Source organism: Bilophila sp. 4_1_30 (assembly GCF_000224655.1).
Lineage (GTDB): Bacteria > Desulfobacterota > Desulfovibrionia > Desulfovibrionales > Desulfovibrionaceae > Bilophila > Bilophila wadsworthia.
In genome coordinates this window covers 932,639-953,057 of the sequence record NZ_JH114232.1, presented here as the reverse complement: position 1 = coordinate 953,057, position 20,419 = coordinate 932,639, and the positions used below count along the sequence as shown (strand labels likewise).

19 protein-coding genes are annotated in these 20,419 nt (G+C 60.6%); 7 read left to right on the top strand and 12 right to left on the bottom strand.

Annotation, left to right across the window (positions count from 1 at the left end):
- Positions 1-163: 163 nt before the first annotated feature.
- The 3 genes from folE2 to HMPREF0178_RS10850 all read right to left on the bottom strand — a co-directional run bounded on the left by folE2 (position 164) and on the right by HMPREF0178_RS10850 (position 2,350).
- Positions 164-943 (bottom strand): GTP cyclohydrolase FolE2, encoded by a 780-nt coding sequence (gene folE2 / locus HMPREF0178_RS10860; RefSeq protein WP_005025101.1) that lies wholly within the window; start codon positions 941-943, stop codon positions 164-166.
- Positions 944-1,187: 244 nt separating this feature from the next.
- Positions 1,188-1,607, bottom strand: a complete 420-nt coding sequence (nikR, locus tag HMPREF0178_RS10855) for a nickel-responsive transcriptional regulator NikR (RefSeq protein WP_009733444.1) — start codon at positions 1,605-1,607, stop codon at positions 1,188-1,190.
- Between the two features lie 11 nt (positions 1,608-1,618).
- Complete coding sequence (locus tag HMPREF0178_RS10850) at positions 1,619-2,350, bottom strand: methyltransferase (RefSeq protein ID WP_009733443.1); 732 nt, start codon at positions 2,348-2,350, stop codon at positions 1,619-1,621.
- A 134-nt stretch (positions 2,351-2,484) separates the two neighbouring features.
- On the opposite strand from HMPREF0178_RS10850, the gene HMPREF0178_RS10845 reads away from it, so the two are divergent.
- From HMPREF0178_RS10845 to fusA, 6 genes are all read left to right on the top strand, one after another.
- Entirely contained in the window at positions 2,485-2,805 is a 321-nt protein-coding gene (locus HMPREF0178_RS10845) for a LysO family transporter (protein ID WP_009733442.1), read from the top strand.
- Positions 2,802-3,407: a lysine exporter LysO family protein gene (locus tag HMPREF0178_RS10840; RefSeq protein ID WP_009733441.1), complete on the top strand. Its 606-nt coding sequence runs from the start codon at positions 2,802-2,804 to the stop codon at positions 3,405-3,407. The genes HMPREF0178_RS10845 and HMPREF0178_RS10840 overlap by 4 nt, the downstream gene beginning before the upstream one ends.
- 111 nt (positions 3,408-3,518) lie before the next feature.
- On the top strand, positions 3,519-4,100 hold the full coding sequence (locus HMPREF0178_RS20490) for a hypothetical protein (RefSeq protein ID WP_009733440.1): 582 nt from the start codon (positions 3,519-3,521) through the stop codon (positions 4,098-4,100).
- Complete coding sequence (locus tag HMPREF0178_RS20485; protein ID WP_009733439.1) at positions 4,100-4,672, top strand: hypothetical protein; 573 nt, start codon at positions 4,100-4,102, stop codon at positions 4,670-4,672. The genes HMPREF0178_RS20490 and HMPREF0178_RS20485 overlap by 1 nt, the downstream gene beginning before the upstream one ends.
- A gap of 480 nt (positions 4,673-5,152) precedes the next feature.
- On the top strand, positions 5,153-5,887 hold the full coding sequence (locus HMPREF0178_RS10830; RefSeq protein WP_009733438.1) for a hypothetical protein: 735 nt from the start codon (positions 5,153-5,155) through the stop codon (positions 5,885-5,887).
- Between the two features lie 484 nt (positions 5,888-6,371).
- On the top strand, positions 6,372-8,384 hold the full coding sequence (fusA, locus tag HMPREF0178_RS10825; RefSeq protein ID WP_009733437.1) for an elongation factor G: 2,013 nt from the start codon (positions 6,372-6,374) through the stop codon (positions 8,382-8,384).
- A gap of 195 nt (positions 8,385-8,579) precedes the next feature.
- On the opposite strand, the gene HMPREF0178_RS10820 is transcribed toward fusA, so the two are convergent.
- From HMPREF0178_RS10820 to rsmA, 9 genes are all read right to left on the bottom strand, one after another.
- The gene (locus HMPREF0178_RS10820) at positions 8,580-8,825 is read right to left on the bottom strand and encodes a helix-turn-helix domain-containing protein (protein WP_227328221.1); all 246 of its coding nucleotides are present in this window, start codon (positions 8,823-8,825) and stop codon (positions 8,580-8,582) included.
- A gap of 446 nt (positions 8,826-9,271) precedes the next feature.
- The gene (rpoD, locus tag HMPREF0178_RS10815) at positions 9,272-11,044 is read right to left on the bottom strand and encodes an RNA polymerase sigma factor RpoD (RefSeq protein ID WP_005025083.1); all 1,773 of its coding nucleotides are present in this window, start codon (positions 11,042-11,044) and stop codon (positions 9,272-9,274) included.
- On the bottom strand, positions 11,028-12,770 hold the full coding sequence (dnaG, locus tag HMPREF0178_RS10810; RefSeq protein WP_009733436.1) for a DNA primase: 1,743 nt from the start codon (positions 12,768-12,770) through the stop codon (positions 11,028-11,030). Before dnaG ends, rpoD begins: the two co-directional genes overlap by 17 nt.
- A 303-nt stretch (positions 12,771-13,073) precedes the next feature.
- Positions 13,074-15,425 carry an endonuclease MutS2 gene (locus HMPREF0178_RS10805; protein ID WP_009733435.1) on the bottom strand — a complete coding sequence of 784 codons (2,352 nt, stop codon included), beginning with the start codon at positions 15,423-15,425 and terminating at the stop codon, positions 13,074-13,076.
- Between the two features lie 41 nt (positions 15,426-15,466).
- Complete coding sequence (locus tag HMPREF0178_RS10800) at positions 15,467-15,910, bottom strand: GatB/YqeY domain-containing protein (RefSeq protein ID WP_009733434.1); 444 nt, start codon at positions 15,908-15,910, stop codon at positions 15,467-15,469.
- A 255-nt stretch (positions 15,911-16,165) separates the two neighbouring features.
- Positions 16,166-16,369: a 30S ribosomal protein S21 gene (gene rpsU / locus HMPREF0178_RS10795; protein WP_005025074.1), complete on the bottom strand. Its 204-nt coding sequence runs from the start codon at positions 16,367-16,369 to the stop codon at positions 16,166-16,168.
- Positions 16,370-16,477: 108 nt separating this feature from the next.
- Entirely contained in the window at positions 16,478-16,684 is a 207-nt protein-coding gene (locus HMPREF0178_RS10790) for a hypothetical protein (protein ID WP_005025072.1), read from the bottom strand.
- Positions 16,685-16,695: 11 nt separating this feature from the next.
- Entirely contained in the window at positions 16,696-16,971 is a 276-nt protein-coding gene (locus HMPREF0178_RS10785) for an HU family DNA-binding protein (RefSeq protein WP_016360719.1), read from the bottom strand.
- Positions 16,972-17,164: 193 nt separating this feature from the next.
- On the bottom strand, positions 17,165-17,959 hold the full coding sequence (rsmA, locus tag HMPREF0178_RS10780) for a 16S rRNA (adenine(1518)-N(6)/adenine(1519)-N(6))-dimethyltransferase RsmA (protein ID WP_009733432.1): 795 nt from the start codon (positions 17,957-17,959) through the stop codon (positions 17,165-17,167).
- A gap of 382 nt (positions 17,960-18,341) precedes the next feature.
- Between rsmA and HMPREF0178_RS10775 the strand changes: the two genes are divergently transcribed.
- Complete coding sequence (locus tag HMPREF0178_RS10775; protein ID WP_009733431.1) at positions 18,342-20,408, top strand: elongation factor G; 2,067 nt, start codon at positions 18,342-18,344, stop codon at positions 20,406-20,408.
- Positions 20,409-20,419: the final 11 nt, after the last annotated feature.

The following is a 20,419-nucleotide window of genomic DNA, read 5'->3' as shown; positions in this document are numbered from 1 at the left end:
TTTTTGTTGTTCAAAAAAATCTTCCCGCCCTCAGATGTCCTTTTCTTGATAGCGGTTCCACTAAGGTCGGGTGGGATTGTGGGAAAGGAGAGGAACGTTTTTCTTCAGAAAAGTTCCCTCTCCAATATCTTAATATCATTTTAAAATCATCAATTCTAAAACCTTACAGCGTCACGCCGTGCTCGATGCAGGCAAAGGCGTTGTGGGCATGGATGGACTCGTAGCTCTCGACTTCGACGCGGAACCCGCTCACATGCGGATGATCGGCAAGGCGGCTGGCGACATTGCGCACCACGTCCTCAACAAAGGTCGGCCGCGAAAAGGCGTCTTCAGTCACGAACTTCTCATCCTCGCGCTTGAGCAGCGAATAGACGGGCGACGAGCCGGACGCCTCGGCGATCTCGATGAAATCCTCGATCCAGCAGAACCCGCGCATCCGGACCGCCATGCGCACGTCGGCCCGCTGGCTGTGCGCGCCTTCGCGGCTGATGGCCTTCGAGCACGGGCATACGGTCATCACGGGAACCGTCACTTCGAGCAGGAACGACGGCTTGCCGTCCTCGGGCAACTCGCCGGTCAGCCTGCACTCGTAGGGCAGAATGCCGGGGCAGGCCGTCGCGGGGGCGTTCTTCTGCACAAAATACGGAAAATGAAAGACAATATGCGCCCTGCGGGCGTTCAGGCGCTCCCGCACGTCCTCAAGCAGGCGCTTCATCCCCGCGTAGTCCAAATCCTCAGTCCAGTTCGCCAGAGCCTGCACAAAACGGCTCATGTGCGTGCCCTTGAACGCGGCGGGCAGATCCACGCTGACGTCCACATTGGCGACCGTATGCTGCGTCCCCTGCGCGCGATCCCGCACCAGCAAAGGCAGCTTCAACCCTTTGACCCCTACCCGGTCGATGGGCAGCGCCACCGGAGCCGGACTGTTCTGTACGTCTTCCATTCTTTTCCTTTATCCTACAGCCAGATAACAAAAAACGTCATCCCGGCATCGTGCAGAGGCTCTTTTGTCTAGGCATCCCCACCTGTAGCTGTTCCACACGCTGGCAGCCCCACATCCAACGGGACTCCCGACGCACAGCCTCCCCACCGACAGCAAATCTTCGGAGGGAGGGGATGGGGGATTGAGGGAAGGGGAGGGAAGCCCTTCTTCAGAAGGGTGCCCCCCCTTCCCCCGATATATCCTACTACGGCAAATCCGCACCGATGGCGGTGATCGAAAAAGTCCCGTGCGTGACGCCGCGGATAGAGCGAAGCTGATCCGCAAGCTCGCGGAGTTCCCCGGCCTTGCCTTTAAGCACCAAAATCTCCAGGCAATTATGGTGATCCAGATGCACATGAAGCGTCGTCACGATAAGCCCGTGCGCGTCGTGCTGCCGTTCCGTCAGCTTGCGGGACAGATCCCGGACATGATGATCGTAAATCAGGCTCAGCACGCCCGCCGCGTCCGCGGTCTCGGAATGCAGCGAATCCTGCACCAGCGCGTCACGGATGATGTCGCGCAACGCCTCGGAACGGCTTGGGCATCCCTGCCGTTCGCACAGGGCATCAAATTTCTCAAGCAGATCGCTATCCAACGAAACGCCGAAACGAACCGTTTCTCCCATTGTCGCACCCTCTATCGGTGAATTTCCCAGATCCGCACAGGAACGGGCCGCTCCTGCGGATACAGGGCCTCTATGTTCTTTTCCCAGACGCAGCGCCCCGCCCAGCGGCGGTTGACGAGCATGGAACGGAAGGTATCGTAAACGGCCCGGCTGGGTTCGGCGACCCACGCCGCGCCGCCCTCCGCAAGCGCATACTCCAGAAAATCCAGCACGGGCGCGGCGAAACGCTGCTCATACATGATGTCCCCGCCCCAGATGAACCGCAGGCTCCGGCGTTTCACCGCGGGCTTGCGCCAGTCCATGACCGTCCAGAGCGGCTGGGGCACGGCGTTGTGCTCCGCGTTGCGCCGCGCGAAACGCAGGGCTTCCGGCTCATAGTCCATACCGATGACGTTCGCGCCGAGCCATTGGCCCACCAGCGCCGTCAGGCCGATCCCGCATCCGAGATCAAGGCAGGGCTGGCCGCGCAGGCTCTCGCGCCGCTGGTACAGCCAGTCGGCAAGCACAAGGCTGGAAGGCCAAAGCTCCGTCCAGTAAGGCAGGCGCTCGTCTTCCGTAAACTCGGTCATGGACTCCCACAGGGCTTCCATGTCGGCGGCGCGTTCCAGCGTCCAGTCCCGCCCGCAGACGTTTACCGTCAAAAAAGGCTGCCAGCTCCCCTCCGAAAGGGGCGTATCCTGAGATTCGTTCACCGTTTTCCGTCCCTGCCGGGCCGAAGGGTCCGGCGCGGCATCATAAGTCATGTGTATGACCTATACAGGCGGCGGCGGAAAGGGTCAACGAAAGGGTACGGAGCCCCCGCCGGCATTATTGACCCTTAACAGCGCGTCAGGTATGATAATCAGCTTTTTCGTAGTGATAAAGGAGAAATCGCCTCATGATCGTGGAAATGGGTTGTCTTATCCTCGGGGTTCCCGTGGGTTTCCTCCTCCGCAGGAAGCCCCTCGTCATCAAGATCACCGATCAGGTGCTCACGTGGTCCGTCCGCATCCTTCTGCTCCTGCTCGGCCTCGCGCTCGGCGCCGACGACCGCCTCATGTCGCAAATGGACACCATCGGCGCGCGCGGCATCTTCATCAGCCTGTGCTGCGTGGCGGGGAGCCTCATCGGCGCGCGCCTCCTCGAGCCGATCATGAACCGCCATGTGGGGCGCTACGCCGTTTCCCGTACCGCCAAGGACGAAGGAGCGGCACAGTGAAGGAATCCATCATCGTCCTGTTCTTTTTCAGCGTCGGCGTGCTCGGGGGCAGGCTCGACCTCCTGCCCGCCGACTGGCTCGGCCTTGTCCACGAGGCCAGCAATCTCGCCGTATACGCCATGCTTGCCGCCGTGGGCATGAGCCTCGGCTTCGATTCCCGGGCTTGGCGCATCCTGCGGGATCTCAAAGGCTGGGTCGTGCTCGTCCCCCTGATGATCATCGTCGGGACGTTCCTCGGCGGCGTGGCGGCATGGACCATGCTGGACATGAGCTTCCGGGACGTAATGGCCGTGGCAGCCGGATTCGGTTACTACAGCCTGTCGAGTATGCTCATCAACCAGCTCGCCGACGTCAGCCTCGGTTCAATGGCGCTTATTTCCAATATGGTCAGGGAACTCGTCACCTTGCTGTTCGCCCCCCTGTTCGCCCGGGCCTTCGGCGGCCTCGGGCCGCTTTCCGCCGCCGGGGCCGCCAGCGATACCTGTTTGCCCGCCATTATCCGTACATCGGGCGAGCGGAACACCATCCTTGGGATCTTCTCGGGCATGGTGCTCACCATCGCCGTCCCCATCTTCGTGACATCCATTTTCGCATGGCTGTAACACAGTCAAACAAAAAAAGAAATCAACCCGTTGACGCCTCAGAGAGACTTGCTTACCTTTACGCAAATCCGACCATATCGTTTCACAACCTTAATACAGTCAGAGAGCATCATGCCCCTATCCATCTTCAAACGCCTTTTGATCTGTTTCTGCTTCGCGCTCTTCACGGCGTTGCCCGCGCAAGCCGAGGAGCAGAAAAACGGGACGCTTCCTCCCGCGCTCGAAACCGCGCTGTCCACCCTGCTTGCCGATGCCCCGCAGGGCAAAGCCGACCCCGACGCCGCGACCGTAAACGCCGTCCTTGATTTCGTCGCCACCAACAAGCAAGCGGCCAACAAGGTTCGCCCTGAGGCCCGCCCGCAGGGTTCCGGCGCGTATCTCAAGGAAACGCTCAACGTCCCGCTCCGCAAGCTTGTCGAGTACATGCTCGATCCCTCCATCCCCGGCGAGGCCATTTACCCCTCCGCCGTGCGACGTAACGCATGGATGCCCGGCAGCCCCATCCTGAAGGACAACGCCGCCCTCACCGACGCGGCCTATCCTCCCGCCGCCCCCATCGTGACCCGAGGCGTGGAATATGAGGAAACGACGCCCGACACGTCCAGCGGATGCTACTATTCCTACAAGCTGAACCGGCTGTTCGTGCTCGCCGACTACAAGGGCCGCACGGCGCTCATATCCCCGTATCCGTGATGCCCGGCCAATCTTCCGTGGGCCTGCGCGGGGCCATTGTCGGCAACGACAAGGACTGGACCTATGTGTACACCCCGGAAAAGGGGACCAATCTGGCCATGCTCGGTTGGGCGGAGACCTATCTTTACGGCTCCGCCAGCATATCCGTGTTCATGGAAAGCGCGCCCGGCAGCGGCAAGGTGGACGTCTCCATCTTCAAATGGGCGAAGGCGGGCTGGAAGGGCTCCAACGTGGTGAAGGTCTCCCACATTACGGCGGGCCTGAAACGGTTCACCTCCGGACTGCGTCAGGTGATGGAATCGCCCCGCCTGCCCTCTTCCGATGCCATCGCCGCCAAGTATTCCGCGCTCAAAGCGATGAACGACACGGAGCTGCGCGCGCAGCTTTCCAGCTTTGGCACCCATCTCGCCAAGCAGAACGCCGACCCGCTGGACGAAAAGGCTTTCCGTACCGTGCTCGACAACGGCGCGTACCCCGGCACGCTCAAGCGCGATGACGCCATCGCCGAGCTCATGAAGCTGTATATGCGCCAGCAGCTGGGAACGCTTCCCGCCGCCGTGGCGCGGAATTGATTGAAAACCATGTTTGGGGATGGGAAAGGGACCCCTTCTGGAGATAGGGTTCCCTTTCCCATTCCTCTCTCTTTCCTTCCCAAGACGGCTGGTGAGGAGGGAGTACCGTTGTAACGAAGGGACTTATGGTCCCTCTTTTTTTGTCTGCTTGCATGGGGAGAGTGCAGGAAAAAGAAAAGCCTAGCTTCAAGACAACTGCGGGAGTGAATAAGGCTTGAACAAGCCGGTTCGTTTTGAGAAAAGAAAAAGATGCTGCCAGAGAGATTTTTGGAGCATTGTACCTTTGAAGTGTGGTCATCCCAAAGACAGCCTGCACCAGAGAAGACAGGGATTCGGTAAGCACGAAAGCCCTTGGAAAGGAAGAGAAGGACGGACGCGGGCTGCTCTGGCAGGTTTGGCGAAGAAATGTTTCTTCAAAAAACGCTCCTTCCCCAACGCCTCCGACACCTTCCAAAGCCAATCCGCCCTAAGGAGAAAGCCATGCCTTTTTCACCTGCCATAGAAGCCTGCCGCGTACCCGACGAGCGGCTTGCCGGAGCCTATGAGGAAACGTCCGCTGAGCACCGGAGCTGGATCAAGACGACGCTCGCGTTGGCTGGGGCGACGTATCCGGCCCCGCCCTCCCGCCTGAGCATAACCTCCGAAAACGCCGCGGCCGGGTTCGGTTTCGCCCGCACGCGGGAAACGGCGCCGTGGGCCGTGCTCCTCATAGGCGAAGGCTACGCTTCGGCGATACGCCTTGCGGCGGCGATCATGCCCGCGCGTCTGGCTGGCGTGGAGCCGATTTTCGCCGTCTGGACGGGCGCGGAAACAGCCCCGTCCGGCCTGCTCGCCGCGCTGGAACTCACCGGAGTGGAACAGGTCTTTGCCATGCGGGATCCGGCACCGCTCCTGCGCGAACTTCCGGGACGAGGGCGTATCCTGCGCTTCGGGAAAGCCCCTCTTCCGGAATATCCCTGTCCCGTCTGGAGTGACCGAGCCCCGCGCATCGAACGCGCCGCCCTGCCCGACACGGCGGTTCTGTGGGCCCACCCGGACGCCCTGCCCGCCGATGACAGCGCTGACGTCGTTTATGCCAGCCAGACTATCATCGGGGAAGATACGCCGCTTGTCCTCGGGGCGGGATTGGAAGGCTGCTGGCTGCACACCGATTTGACGCCGGACTTTTTCATGAATGAGCGGTTGGCATTGTCCGCCCTGAAGCTGGAATCCTGAACCGGAACACCTCCCGCCAGCCGTACCCCTGTACCGTGCAACAGCCGGAAAACGCCGAAGAACCGTCTTCCGGGCAAGCCTTCCCCGCCAGTTGACCGGAAGGCGGGCAACACGGTATTGGACACCAGCGGGGACCTCGGCAACAATGCGCCCTTTCATCCAAAAACAGCTTTTCCGAGCTTCCTTGTGAGCCGTTTTCCTCTGTCGAAAGCTGTGGGGAGTGAGGACGAAAAGCAGCGTTTCCCTTATCCCTTTTCCGGGCCTCATCTCCGCCGAGAGTTCCCACGTTGAAGTGCGTATTATTTTAAGGCGAGCAGTATCAAAAAACGGCAAACAGGCATTCGGTAAGCACAAAGGCCTTTGGAAAGGGAAGGAGGGGCTCCGCTCCGGAAGTTTGGGAAAAAGGATGTTTCTCAGAAAAGCATCCCCTTCTCCAGAGCCTCTATCCTCTTTACAAAGCGAATCCGCTCTAAAAGGAGTTTCCATGACACAGGCTGTGCGCAACATCGGCGTCATCGCGCATATCGACGCGGGGAAGACCACCCTCTCCGAGAGGATGCTGTTCTATACCCGCAAAATCCACCGCATGGGCGAGGTCCACGACGGCACGGCCACCATGGACTACCTGCCCGAGGAACAAGAGCGGGGCATCACCATCACCTCGGCCTGCACGACCTGCGAATGGAACGGAACCACTGTCAACATCATTGATACGCCCGGCCACGTTGACTTTACCATCGAAGTGGAACGCTCGCTCCGCGTACTCGACGGCGCGGTCGGCGTCTTCTGCGCCGTGGGCGGCGTGGAGCCGCAATCGGAAACGGTCTGGCGGCAGTCGGAACACTTCGGCGTGCCGAAGCTCGCCTTCGTCAATAAGATGGACCGGATCGGCGCGGACTTCTCCGCCGTGCTCAAATCCATGCAGACCCGGCTCGGCGCGAACCCGCTGCCCGTCGTCATTCCCGTGGGCGCGGCGGAGACGTTTCAGGGCGTCATTGATCTCGTGACCCTGGAGCGGCTTGATTTTGACGAGTCCGATCAAGGGCAGACATGGACCCGTTCGCCCCTCACCGAAGCGGATGCGGAACTGGCAGCTCCGTGGCGCGAGCAGATGCTGGAGCGGCTGGCCGAAAACGACGATACGTTTCTTGAACAATATCTCGGCGGCGAATACACGGAAACGGACATCCGCAGCGCCATCCGCCGGGCTACGCTGGCCCGCCGCGTGACGCCTGTCCTCAGCGGTTCGGCGCTCAAAAACACCGGCGTCCAGCCGCTTCTCGACGCCGTGATCGCCTACCTGCCCGCCCCCGCCGATCTGCCGCCCGTCACGGCCCACAACCCTGAAGACGGGACCGACGGCACCATTCCCTGCGATCCCGCCCTGCCCTTCACCGGGCTGGTGTTCAAGGTCATGATGGATGGAGGGCGCAAGCTGGCCCTTGTCCGCCTGTATGCCGGGACATTGAAAGAGGGCGATCCCTGCCGCAACGTCACCCAGCGCGCCGACGAACGCATCTCGCGGCTCTACCGCCTCCACGCCGATCGCCGTGAGCAGGTGGACGCCGCCAAAGCCGGGGACATCGTGGCGGTCATCGGCCTGCGCTCGGCGCGCACCGGCGATACCGTCGGCGCTCCCGGCTCCAAACTGCTGCTGGAGTCCATCGAAGCCTACCAGCCCGTCATCTCCCTCGCCATCGAGCCCCGCAACGCCGACGAAGGCAAAGCCCTCGACGAAGCCCTCGACCGCTTCTCCCTTGAAGATCCGACCCTGACCGTCGCCATCGACGAAGGGTCCGGCCACCGCATCGTGTCCGGCATGGGCGAGCTCCATCTTGATGTAATCCTTGAGCGCATCCGCCGCGAATACGGCATCGCGCCCCGTGTGGGCCAGCCTCAGGTCATCCGCCGCGAAACGCCGAAGCGCACGGCATCCGCGACCGGCATATTCGACCGCGAGCTCGGCAAGGAAACGCACATCGGCGAAGTCGCCCTGTCCATCGCCCCGCGTGAACGCGGTTCGGGCAACCAGATCCGGTTCGCCATCGATACGGCCATCCTGCCCGCCGCCTTCGTCGATGCTGTCAGGCAGGGCGTGGAAAACGCGCTCCAGTCCGATCCCGTTACCGGTTACCCCCTTCAGGACGCGGACGTCGAAATCACCGCCATGCCCCGGCGTGACGGATCCACGGTCGCGGGCTACCATATGGCTGCGGGCATCGCCTTGCGCTCCGCCCTTGAAGCCGCACAGGTCACGACGCTGGAGCCGCTTATGTTTGTGGAAATCTCCGCGCCGGAAGCCAACCTCGGCCCCGCCATCAGCCTGTTCGGCACGCGCGGCGGGAAAGTTGAAAACATCCTCGACCACGCGGGGCTCAAGCTTGTGCAGGGCCTTGCCCCCCTCAGCAAGCTCTTCGGCTTCTCCACAGACCTCCGGTCGGCAACACAAGGCCGGGCCGGGCTGATGATGAGGTTTGAACGCTTCGACGTCATTTAAGGCAAGCAGTTTCCAAGAGGCCCCTAGCGGGCCTTTTTTCATGCATAAGCAAATGCCATACAGCAGACAGACCTCTTGATGCGCCACTCACGGAATACTTGCCATATTCCGCCGCATGGAAGCCCAAAAGCTCATGCCCCCCGTTGTTAACAACAGGAAACAGTTTGTGACATTCCGGAATCATCGTTAGACGGACTAGTTGTACATATCGTTCAATTCCTCAGGCAACGCCTCGATCAAATCCATAACCCGGAGATCCAGCGCATGAGCGATCGCATACAGCGTGGACAAAGTCGGCTCTTGTGTGCCCGCCTCAAGGTATTGGATACAACGAAGAGAACGCCCTGACTTCATGGCCAGCCCCATCTGGGAGAGGCCACGTAACTTGCGTTTTTCTTTCAGCATATCACCAAACGGCTTCGCAAAGGTCATTTTATCCATAATACCGGAACATAACCGCGAAATCGGTACTTGTGTTACGCAGTATAATGCGCTACAATAGGTTATGTATAAGGAACGCCCGAAAATTGACGCAGAACAGCAATGGATAGAAACGGGCAAGGCGTTTTTGGCGCTTTTCATAGCTGAACCCGAATTTGCCCGAAAAGCTGTGGAAATCGCCCGACGATCTCCGAGGCTCACTTGCAAGCATGCCACTATCATTCGAGAGTTGCAGCTAGTATCTGACCTTATGGTCACAATAAAACGCCGTATCGAAGAAATCGACGGAACCGCTCCGCCTCGTTGACTTCTCGCTCAAACAAAAAGCCTCCCGGCGAATAAAACCGGGAGGCTTTTTCCTCTTTCCCTGACAAGGCCAAAGAGGTGAAAGGAAGCATCCGGGGATGGGAAACCTTTTCTAAGGGGTCCCATCCCCGATTTTTTTATCAGCTATCGTAGAAAGAACGCAGAACCTGACTGCGCACGGGATGGCGGAGCTTACGGAGCGCCTTGGCTTCAATCTGGCGGATACGTTCACGGGTTACGTTGAACAGCTTGCCCACTTCTTCGAGGGTATGGTCGGACTTTTCGCCGATGCCGAAACGCTTGCGGAGCACCTGCTCCTCACGCGGCGTCAGATCCGCCAGCACGGACGCGATCTGTTCGGAGAGCTTGGTATTGACCACCTCTTCGGCGGGCGCGACGGCCTTCTTGTCCTCGATGAAATCCCCAAGGCTCGAATCTTCCTCGTCGCCGATGGGAGTTTCGAGGGAAATGGGTTCCTTGGCGATCTTGAGCACTTTCTTGACCTTGTCCACAGGATATTCCATGCGGTCCGCGATTTCCTCCGGAGTCGGGTCGCGCCCGAGTTCCTGGACAAGATAGCGGGAGGTCCGGATGAGCTTGTTGATCGTTTCGATCATATGCACCGGGATACGGATGGTGCGGGCCTGATCCGCGATGGCGCGGGTAATGGCCTGACGGATCCACCATGTGGCATAGGTCGAGAACTTGTAGCCGCGCTGATACTCGAACTTGTCCACGGCCTTCATCAGGCCGATGTTGCCTTCCTGAATCAGGTCGAGGAACTGCAAGCCGCGGTTCGTGTACTTTTTGGCGATGCTGACCACAAGGCGCAGGTTCGAGCGGATGAGCTCCTGTTTGGCGCGCATGGCGGCGTTGTTGCCGCGCTTGATGCGCCAGAGCACTTCCTCAAGATCGCTCACATTGTGGCAGCATTTTTCCTGAAGGCGCTGGAGGATTTCGATCTTCCCAAGGATCATTTCCTTGTAGGAGAACAGCTCGTCCACGCTCATGTTCAATTCCTTGGCGGCGAGCACGGGGCTGATGTCGCGGGAATCGAGCTTGCGGAACAGGTCCTTGATTTCTTCCTGATTCTTGCCCGTGGACAGGAGGTACGCCGACAGGTCGCGCTGACAGTTGCGCATCTGGCGGACGTAGTCTTCCACCGTCTCGATGATCCGGTCGATGAGCGTCTTTTCCAGCTTGATGTCGCGCAGACGCGTGACGATTTCTTCCTTGAACGCCATGATTTCCTTCTGAATGGCGGTCACGCGGCGCTCCAGCGTACAGCATTCGTCCAGCTTGGCGTAGATTTTGCGTTTTTTCTTGAATGTCTGGCGGATTTCCTCCAGCAGCAGGATAACGCGGGTGCGCTGGTTCATCTCGTCTTCAGTAGGGTCGTCTTCCTCAATGGTCTTGACCACATCCTTCAGTTTGATGCGGTTGAGCTTGAGGTCTTCGCCCACGTTGATGAGTTCTTCCACCGCGACCGGGACTTCCACGAGCGCGTACAGGACATCCTGCTCGCCCTGCTCGATTTTCTTGGCGATGGTAACTTCGCCGTCACGATCGAGCAACGGCACCGCGCCCATTTCGCGCAGGTACATACGGACCGGGTCCGTGCTGCGGGAGGAAAAGTCGGCGGCGTCTTCGTTGTCCACCAGTTCAAGGCGTTCTTCGGACTGCTCTCCGTCCGTTTCAGCCGAGGTGACGGGGATTTTCTTGCCGTCCTTTTCCAGATCCACAATGGCGATTTCGAGCTGATCGAAGATCCCGATGATCTCCTCGAACTGCTCGGGTGTATTCATTTCCAGCGGGACAGCCTTGTTCACTTCCTCGAACGTGAGGAAGCCCATCTCCTTGCCTTTGGCGATGAGGCTCTTGATCTGCTGGATATCTTTAATGTTGTTCCCCATGAGTCCTCTCCAACGTTTCCTGAAGGGCGCGCAAATATTCCAAATCGGCCTCAAAATTGCCTGCGCCGGCTCCCTGACGCAATGCGGCCGAAACCGAGGCCGATTGCGCGGTCAAATGCAACGTATCAAGCATGGTGCGGATTGCGCCGAATTCACCCTCTTCGTTGTCGAGAGGGGGCACGTCCCCGGTGCGACACCGGATCCAGAAACGCTTTTCCCTGGGGTCAAGATGCTGCACCACTTCATCCACAGGGTACTCTTCAAGTTTTTGCCAAAGATCCCGCGCCCACGCGGCGCTCAGAACCAGATGGGCCCCAAGCTCCCGAAGGCGGGGCAGAGAGGAGGGATACCGGACCGCAAAGGTCATGATTTCCCTGTCTCTGGGATTCGTCCGCACGGGCGGCCGGGTTTCCTGACCGCCCGCGTTGCGCGGAAGCGCCCGCGCGCCGCGACTCTCAATGATCCGCTCGCGCAACTCGCTTTCCGCCAGCCCCAAGCCGGTGCTCAATGTGGACGCGAAACGGCTGACGAGTTCGGGCAGTTCAACCTGCCTGAGAAACTCGCGCGCCCAGTCCACGGCTTCCCGGGGGGCCATATCGCGCAGGCAACGCACGCAGAAGGCCATGCCCTCCGGCGCATTCCTGCGCAAATCCTCAAAAATGTCCGTTCCCTGCGTCCGTAACAGGCTGTCGATGTCCTCGCCCTCCGGAAAAAGGACGACTTTACAGGACAACCCCCGCGTCAACAGCATCTCGCACGCCCGGAGCGCGGCCTTGCGGCCCGGCCCGTCGCCGTCGAAAAGCAGCTCCACATGCGACGTAAACCCTGAAATCCGTTTCACCTGTTCCGGGGTGAACGCCGTGCCGAGCACGCCCACCGCACTGGAGTAGCCGAACTGGTGCAGCGTCACCACGTCCATGTAACCTTCCGTCAACATGGCGGGCTTTCCCGTCGCAATGGCTCGCCGGGCCTGTTGCAGTCCGTACAAGTGTTCGCCTTTTTTGTACAACTGCGAATCACTGCTGTTGATGTATTTGGCTTCGTCCTCGTTGGCGATGATGCGCCCGCCAAACGCGATGACGTTCCCCGAAAGGCTGCGGATGGGAAACATCAACCGCCCGCGGAAACGGTCATACGCCCTGCCCCGCTCGCTCTTGCCGAGCAGCGCGGCCTCCACGCCCATCGATTCGCTGAATCCGGCCCGCCGCAGCACTTCCGCGAGCGACTGCCAGTCCCGGCGGCTCCAGCCAAGCCCGAAGAGTTTCGCCACCTCTTCCGAAATCCCTCTCCGGGCCATGTAGTCCCGGCATTCCGCGCCGTCCCGGCCTGAGAGGTTCTCCGTGAAATGCGCCGCCGCGATCTCATGGATTTTCAGCAGCTGCCGCCGTTTGGACATGGTTTGCCCGGCAGGCTGGCCTTCGTGCTTCTGCGGCCCGCGTTCCAGCGTGACGCCAGCCTCTTCCGCGAGCTGTTCAAGCGTTTCCTTGAAATCCAGCCCGTTGATCTGCCCGTAAAAATCGAACAAATCTCCGGAAGCCTGACAACCGAAACAATAAAAAAAACCTTCTTCCTCGTTGATGGAAAACGAGGGCTTGGTTTCCTGGTGAAAAGGACAAGGCGCTACCCAGCGAGGCCCATTGCGTTTCAGGTCCACGTACCGTCGGGCAATGTCCACCAGATTCAAGCGCGCCTTGATTTCCTGAATGGCTCTTGCGTTCCGTCCCATACGCTCCCGTACGCCTCCGGCGGCAAGGGGCGCATGGCGCCGATGCCCGTAAAGCTCATTATCCAGTGCTCGCGGCCTCCGCATCAGCCAGGCCGGTCCCTCCGGCTTTGTCCGGGGAAGACTTCCCCGCGCCCCTCATCTTGGAGCACGCCTCAATCGGGACTCTCAAAAATCTCACGCCGTTTCCGCAGTCCTTCTCATATAAAGCAGGATCTACCGCAGTCAAACCCTTTCTTCTTTTTATAAAGTTTCAGAGAGGGGAATACGCTTGAGGGAAAGGGGGTCTCCCCCCATTTCTCAAACTTACTTAAAAGTAACAATCGTCACGCCGTCGCCCCCTTGATCCTCAGGGGCCAGCGCGAACGAGGCTATACCGGGGAAGGTCTTCAAGAACGCGTGCACTTCCTTGCGGAGGGCCCCCGTACCGCGACCGTGAACGATTTCCACACCCTCGCGCCCGGACAGCAGCGCCCGGTCGAGGTACTGCGACAGTTCGCCGAGAGCCTGATCCGCCCGCTTGCCGCGCAGATCCAGCCGGAGGAGCGATATTTCGGGATCGCCTCCGGCGGTCGTCCGCACCAGCACGCCGGACTTCGGCTTGGCCTGCTGTTGCGGCGCATCGGCGGGGCCGAGCAACGCGGCATCGGCCCACAGGGTCACGCCGTTCATGTCCAGCTTGACCCGGTTCTGCCTGGCGTCGACTTCGCGCACCACGGCTTTCTTGTTCCAAGGACGGTGCATCACATGCTGGCCCGGCTTGAGTTCCGCAATGCCGAACACCGGGGCCGCCGCTTCTTCCTGTTCCGGAGAAACGTGCAGTTCGGCGCGGACCTTGGCAAGCTCCTTGAGGGCCTGCTTGTGCCCGGCCTTGCCTTCCTGCCAGTCCTTCATGACCTTGGCGGACAGCTCGCGCACGTCTTTGATGAGGCGTTCACGCTCACGCTCGAAACGCTCCTGCACGGCCTTGCGCTTTTCGCGGGTACGCTGCTGCTCGGCCTTGAGCGCATCAAGCTCGCCTTCGCGCTTGGCGGCCAAGGCGTTCAGGCGATCCATCACCGCCGTCATATCCTGACCGTCCAGTAACAAATACTGTTCCGCACGGCGCAATACCGATTCGGGGAGCCCGTGCTCGCGGGCCACGTCCAGCGCCTGACTCGCGCCGACCTGATCGTAGGCCAGCCGGAACAGCGGCTTTTTCGTGCCCGGATCGAACAGCACCGAAGCGGCGCGCACGCCCTCACGGGTCAGCGCGTAGGTTTTCAGGGCCGGGAAATGCGTCGCGGCCACCACATGCGCCCCGCGTTCGAGGAGGCCGTCGAGTACGGCCTGAGCCAGCGCCGCCCCCTGCGCGGGATCGGTACCGGCACCGAACTCGTCGAGCAGGATGAGCGTACGGCGATCCGTAGCTTCCCATGCATTGCCGAGATGCCTGATCTGTGCCGTAAACGTGGAAAGATGATCATCAAGGCTCTGCTCGTCGCCGATGAACGCGTGGATCGACGTCCACCACGGGATGACGGAACCCTTCGCCGCCGGGACCGGCAATCCGGCGAGCGTCATGATCGCCAGCAAACCGAGCGTCTTGAGGCATACGGTCTTGCCGCCCGCGTTGCCGCCGCTGATGACGAGCGCGCGATCCGTGGGCCGGAAAATGAGGTCCACCGGATGCGGGCCGCCCTGCTTGCGGATCTGCGGATCGAGCGCGAGAAGCGGGTGACGCGCGCCGAGCAGGGATAACGACGCGTCTTCCCCGTCGGGGCTGATCGTGGCGCACGCGCCGTCGAACAAGGCCGCCAACCCGCATTTGGCAAGCTCCACGTCCAGCTGGACCAGCAGGTCCCACGCCGAGCGGATGAACGGCAATTCGTTCTGCACGATATCCGTAAGGTAGCGCAGCACTTTGCGCTCTTCCTCGCGTTCCTCGCGCTTGAGCTCTTGCAGGCGGTTGTTCTGCTCCACGAGGAACAGAGGCTCGAAATAGCAGGTTTCGCCGGTATTGGAGTAATCGTGGATGATGCCCTGAATGCGGCCCTTGAAATTCGACTTGAGCGGCAGGACGTAACGGTCCGAAGCCAACGTCATGTAATCGTCCTGAAGGTACTGGGCGATGTTGTACTGGACAGCGAAATCCTTGACCTTACGCAGGCACATGAGGTGCAGGCGGCGCAATTCGCCGCGCACGAGCATCAGTTCGGGGGAACTTTCATCCTTGATGAGCCCGTCATCGCCGAGGCAGCGGGACAGGGCCGAAAGGGTCATCTCCGGCAGGGGCATGGAGGCCACGAGATCCCGCAATGAAGGCCACATGGCACCGTTTTCATTGATGGACTGAGCGGCCTTGCGGCCCTGGAGCAGGGTTTCGCGGAGCGCCCACAGCGCGTCGGCGTCGAGCGGCGCGGAGGACGGGGACACGGCGGCCTTTTCCAGATGGGGGAAAAGCCCCTCGAGATCCGGAAAATCGGACAGGCGGAAGCCGCTGTGTGCGGACCACGTGCGCACTTCGTCGAAAAGGGTATGCGCGGCGTTGACGGCGTCCGCATCGCGCAACGGGAAAAGGCCGAGACTGACCCTGCGGCCGGCCTCGGACACACACAAGCCGGCAAGATGCTCCAGCACCTTGCCGAATTCAAGAGCCTTTATTGTACGGCTATCCATGCAAACTCACTTCCTCCCGGCGCGGCGTCCCGCGCGGGGGGCTAGCTCAGGCGCGCCTTGACCGCAGCGCTGACGGCCTTGCCGTCCACACGGCCTTTATAGTCGCCCATCACGGACTGGATGACCTTGCCCATGCCGGACATGTTGGTCACGCCAAGCGCGGCGATGGCGGCGTCGATGGCCGCGGCCAGTTCTTCCTCGGAAAGCGGCTCAGGAAGGTAATCCTTCAAAATGGAAAGTTCAGCGGCTTCCTTCTCGGCGAGATCGGGCCGATTGGCCGCCGTGAACTGCTCGATGGAGTCCTGACGCTGTTTGGCCTGCTTCTGGATGACGGTGGCAAGCTCTTCGTCGGTGACGGGCCGCATGAGTTCCACCTGCAGGTTCTTCGCCGCCGTCTTCAAAAGGCGCAACACACCCAAGCGCAGGGCATCCTTGGCTTTGTAGGCGGCAATGTAGTCCTGCTCGATACGCGTTGTCAGAGACATGATAATTCCCGGGAGATGATGATTGAAAAAACACGGAAAGCCGAAAGGACTTCCCGTGTATCCACCTCTATCGCCTACGAGATCGTCCGCCCCGCTTGTCGGAAAGACAAGCGGGACAAACACGGAAACGCTCCGCTCGTCTGCGGGAGGAGCCCCGCCAAAAAGGACGGGATGCACTCCCGTCAAAACGATGGAGCGTTCCAAACCCCTTGTCTTTCCGTTTCCGCATCCGGGAGGACGAAGAAACGGAAAGGACTAAGCGGCGTTCATCTTACGCATTTTCTTCAGCAGACGCTTGCGGGCGGCGGCCTTTTTCTTCTTGCGCATGACGCTCGGCTTTTCGAAGTGCTGGCGCTTCTTCATTTCAGACAAAATGCCAGCCTTTTCCACCTGCTTCTTGAAGCGGCGCAGAGCGATATCGAAGTTATAGTCGTCTTCGTTCAGAAAGACTCCGGGCATTGGTCATCACCCCCTCTTTGCGAAATACTCTCCAAGGAGGGCGACAAAAAACACCCGGCCTGAAGACAGAAAGAGGAAGATAGACGACTTTCCGAAAAAAGGCAAGCCCTAATGACTTTCCGCCGGGTGCTCCTCACCGTGGCAACCGCAGCCGCCCCGGCAGGTGTCCCAGATCGAGCGCAGGATCACATAGCCCACGCCGGTGCCGATCACGAACAGCACGAGGTAGAGCACCCCAAAGAAGACCGCGAAATCAGGGGACCACCACGGAATGTCCTGAGGAAGGGGGCTGTGGATCGTTTCGCCGTGCAACATCTGCTTTCTCCTTACTTGTTTAGCGCATCCTTGAGCATCTTTCCGGGACGGAACCGCACCACCTTGGAGGCCGCGATGGTGATGACATCGCCGGTACGGGGGTTACGTCCCTGACGTTCCTGACGCGTTTCTGCAACGAATGTGCCGAAACCGGTCAAGGTGAGCTTGCCGTCTTCCGCCAGCATTTCCTGAACGGATTCCAGCATGGCATTGAGGGAACGTTCCGCAGCCGCTTTGGTCATGTTGGCCCGGGCCGCAATCTGCGCGACGAGATCTGCCTTGGTCATCATCGACTCCTTCTGCTCGTTTCGGACCACGGACGACAGGGCATGATACACCACCACGACCCGCTCCGCAATCGCGCCCGACGTCACAGGGCAGCACCTTTTATCCGGCACAACGCCCTCTGATCATGGGGCATTTATTGGGGCAAAACTTGGCTCAGCCGTTCTTTTGGTCAATCATGTTTTTTCGGGGAAGTCAACTCCCCGAACGTCCAAAAATTCCGGCAAGCTGTTGAAACTGTTCCGGCGTGAGCGTCTCGGGACGCGCTTCCGGGGCGATCCCCAGCCGCTCGAGCGCGGCGACGGTGTCGTCCCTGCCCGCACGCCGGAGGATCGATTGCAGCTGTTTGCGCCGCAACTGGAAACAAAGCTTCAGTATGGAGGAAAGGGCCTTCGGGTCAGCGGGATGCCGTTCCCGAGGCAGGGGGATGAACGTGACCACGGCGGAATCCACCTTCGGAGGCGGATTGAACGCACCGGGCCCGACCACAAAGCCCCACTCGACCCGGACATAGCTCTGGATCCAGACCGACAGCGCGCCGTAGTCCTTGGTCCCAGGCTTGGCGTACAGCCGCTCGGCCACTTCCTTCTGCACCATGAACACCGCCCGCGTCAGGTCCGGCGTCCGGGACACGATATCCCACATGAGCGGCGAACCGACATTATAAGGCAGGTTGCTGATGATTTTCCACGGGCCTTCCAGCGACTCCCAGGGGAAGGCCAGCGCGTCGGCATTGAGCACCTGCACGGCGGGGGCGGGGCGTTCCAGCTCGGCATGATGGGCAGCCCAATAGCTGTCCTTTTCGATGAGGCGGAACTCGGCGGGGCCCCGCTCGTGGATGATGCCGGTGATGGCGCCCGGACCGGGGCCGATTTCCAACACCCGGTCCTCCGGCCCGATCCGCAGAAGATCCACGATGCGGGCCGAGGTTTTGGCGTCTTTCAAAAAATGTTGGCCAAGGCTTTTCTTGGCCCGAGGTGCAGCAGTCAAAACATCCCTCACACGGTTCAGGGAAAAAGACGTTTTCCCATTGAAGCCGAAATACTACCCGTTTCGCCCCGGCTGTCAATGATGCCCGGGTTCCGCCCCGCGCGTCCGCCCCCTTATTTGCACAAAAAGACACAAGTGCCGGGCGACGGTCCCGCAGCCCGGAAAAAAACACAGCAACCACGCGGGGGAAAAGACCCCCTTGACATCTATAGAGACTACTCCCTATGACAAACGGTAAGAACAGATCGAAAGCGGGCCCGCCGTGCGCGGGGCCTCACAGAGATCCTTATTTCCCGTGCCCCGTTGCGCGGGGAACATAACGGCACTCCCTCCGGGGTGACCCGGAAGGAACTGGTAACACCCACAGAAGCAGGAGAGGACTATGTCCAAAGCCTTGGATAGCCAGCGAACCTACGCCCTGATCGGTACAGGCGGCTGCGGAAAAACCTCACTGGCGGAAATGCTGCTCTTCCAGAGCGGCGTCATCAACCGTCTGGGAGCCATTGAAGAAGGCACGACCACTCTTGATTACGAACCGGAAGAAATCAAGCGCCGCGGCTCCATCCAGCCCGGATTCGCCACTTTCCTCTGGAACAAGGATCGCCACTTCCTCATGGACGTCCCCGGCGACACCAACTTTACCGGTGACCTTCCCTACCTGCTGATGGGCGTCGACGCGGCCGTCCTCGTCATCGATGCCGTCGACGGCGTGCGCCCCCTCACCCGCCGCATCTGGAACGCCGTGCGCGAAGCCGGACTGCCGTCCTTCGTGTTCATCAATAAAATGGATCGTGACCGCGCCGACTTCGATATGGCCTTCAACGGCCTTTCCTCAGTGCTCGGCATGAAGCCCGTTACCTTGTATATGCCGGTCATGACTGACGGCGTGTTTGCCGGCGTCGTGGACATCCTCGGCGGCAAGGCCCTTATGTTCAGCGAAAACGGCGCCGTGACCGAAGCCCTCATCCCCGACGCCATCGCGGACGAAGCGGCGCTCCTGCACGACACCACCGTCGAAAACATCGCCGAGTCCGACGAAGAGCTGATGGAGAAATACCTTGAGGAAGGTTCCCTTTCCGAAGAAGACCTCGCCTCCGGCCTGCGCAAGGGCGTGCTCAACGCCAGCCTTGTCCCGGTCGTGGTGGGCTCCTCGCTCGAAAACAAGGGCGGGCGCGAACTGCTCGACGCCATCGCCCGCCTCTTCCCCTCGCCGCTCGAACGTCCGGCCTTCCTCGACGCCGACGGCAACGAACGCGCCTCCAGCGATGAAGGCCCGGCTTGCGGCTTCGTCTTCAAGACCATTGCGGACCCGTTCTCCGGCCAGCTCAACATGGTGCGCGTGATCTCCGGCACCATCAGCTCCGAATCGACGCTCAAGAACATGCGTACCGAGGAATCCGAACGCCTCGGCACCCTCCTCTATCTTGACGGCAAAACGCAGACTCCCTGCAAGGATGTGCTCGGCCCCGGCGCGATCATTGCGGTGGGCAAGCTGAAAAATACCCGCACGGGCGACACGCTCAGCGACGACAAGGCCCCCTTCGCGGTCGCCATGCCGCAGCTCGCCCCGCAGCTCATCACTTTCGCCCTCGCGCCGAAGGAAAAGGGCGACGAAGACAAGGTGTACGCCGCCGTCCAAAAGCTGCTGGATGAGGACGTGACCTTGAAGCTGAGCCGCGACGAAGAATCCGGCGACATCCTGCTTTCGGGCATGGGCCAGCTCCATATCGAAACTGCCGTCGAGCGCGCCAAACGCCGCTACAAGGTGGAAATTCTGCTCAAGACGCCCAAGGTCCCCTACCGTGAAACCGTTCGCGGCAAGGTACAGGTGCAAGGCCGCCACAAGAAGCAGAGCGGCGGACGCGGTCAGTTCGGCGACTGCTGGATCGAAATGGAAGGCCTGCCGCGCGGTTCCGGCTACGTGTTCGAAGACGCCATCGTCGGCGGCGCCATCCCGCGCAACTACATCCCCGCCATCGACAAGGGCGTTCAGGAAAGCGCGGCCCGCGGCTTCATCGCCGGCTGCCCGGTCGTGGACTTCAAGGTCCGCCTCTATGACGGCAGCTACCACACGGTCGACTCCTCGGAAATGGCCTTCAAGGTGGCCGGTTCGCTGGCCTTCAAGAAAGCCATCGAGTCCCTGAAACCCGTTCTGCTCGAACCCATCGTGCTGCTCTGCGTTTCCGTCCCGGACGAGTACATGGGCGACGTCATCGGCGACCTCTCCTCGCGTCGCGGCAAGGTGCTCGGTTCCGACTCTCAGGTCGGCATCACGGAAATCAAGGCTCACATCCCCATGAGCGAAGTGCTCCGCTACGCGCCTGATCTTCGCTCCATCACAGGCGGCCAGGGCGTCTTCACGATGGAATTCGACCACTACGAAGAAGCCCCGCAGCCCATCGTCGACAAGGTCATCGCCGAGCACCAGAAAGCGAAGGCCGAAGAATAGGGAATGCNCGC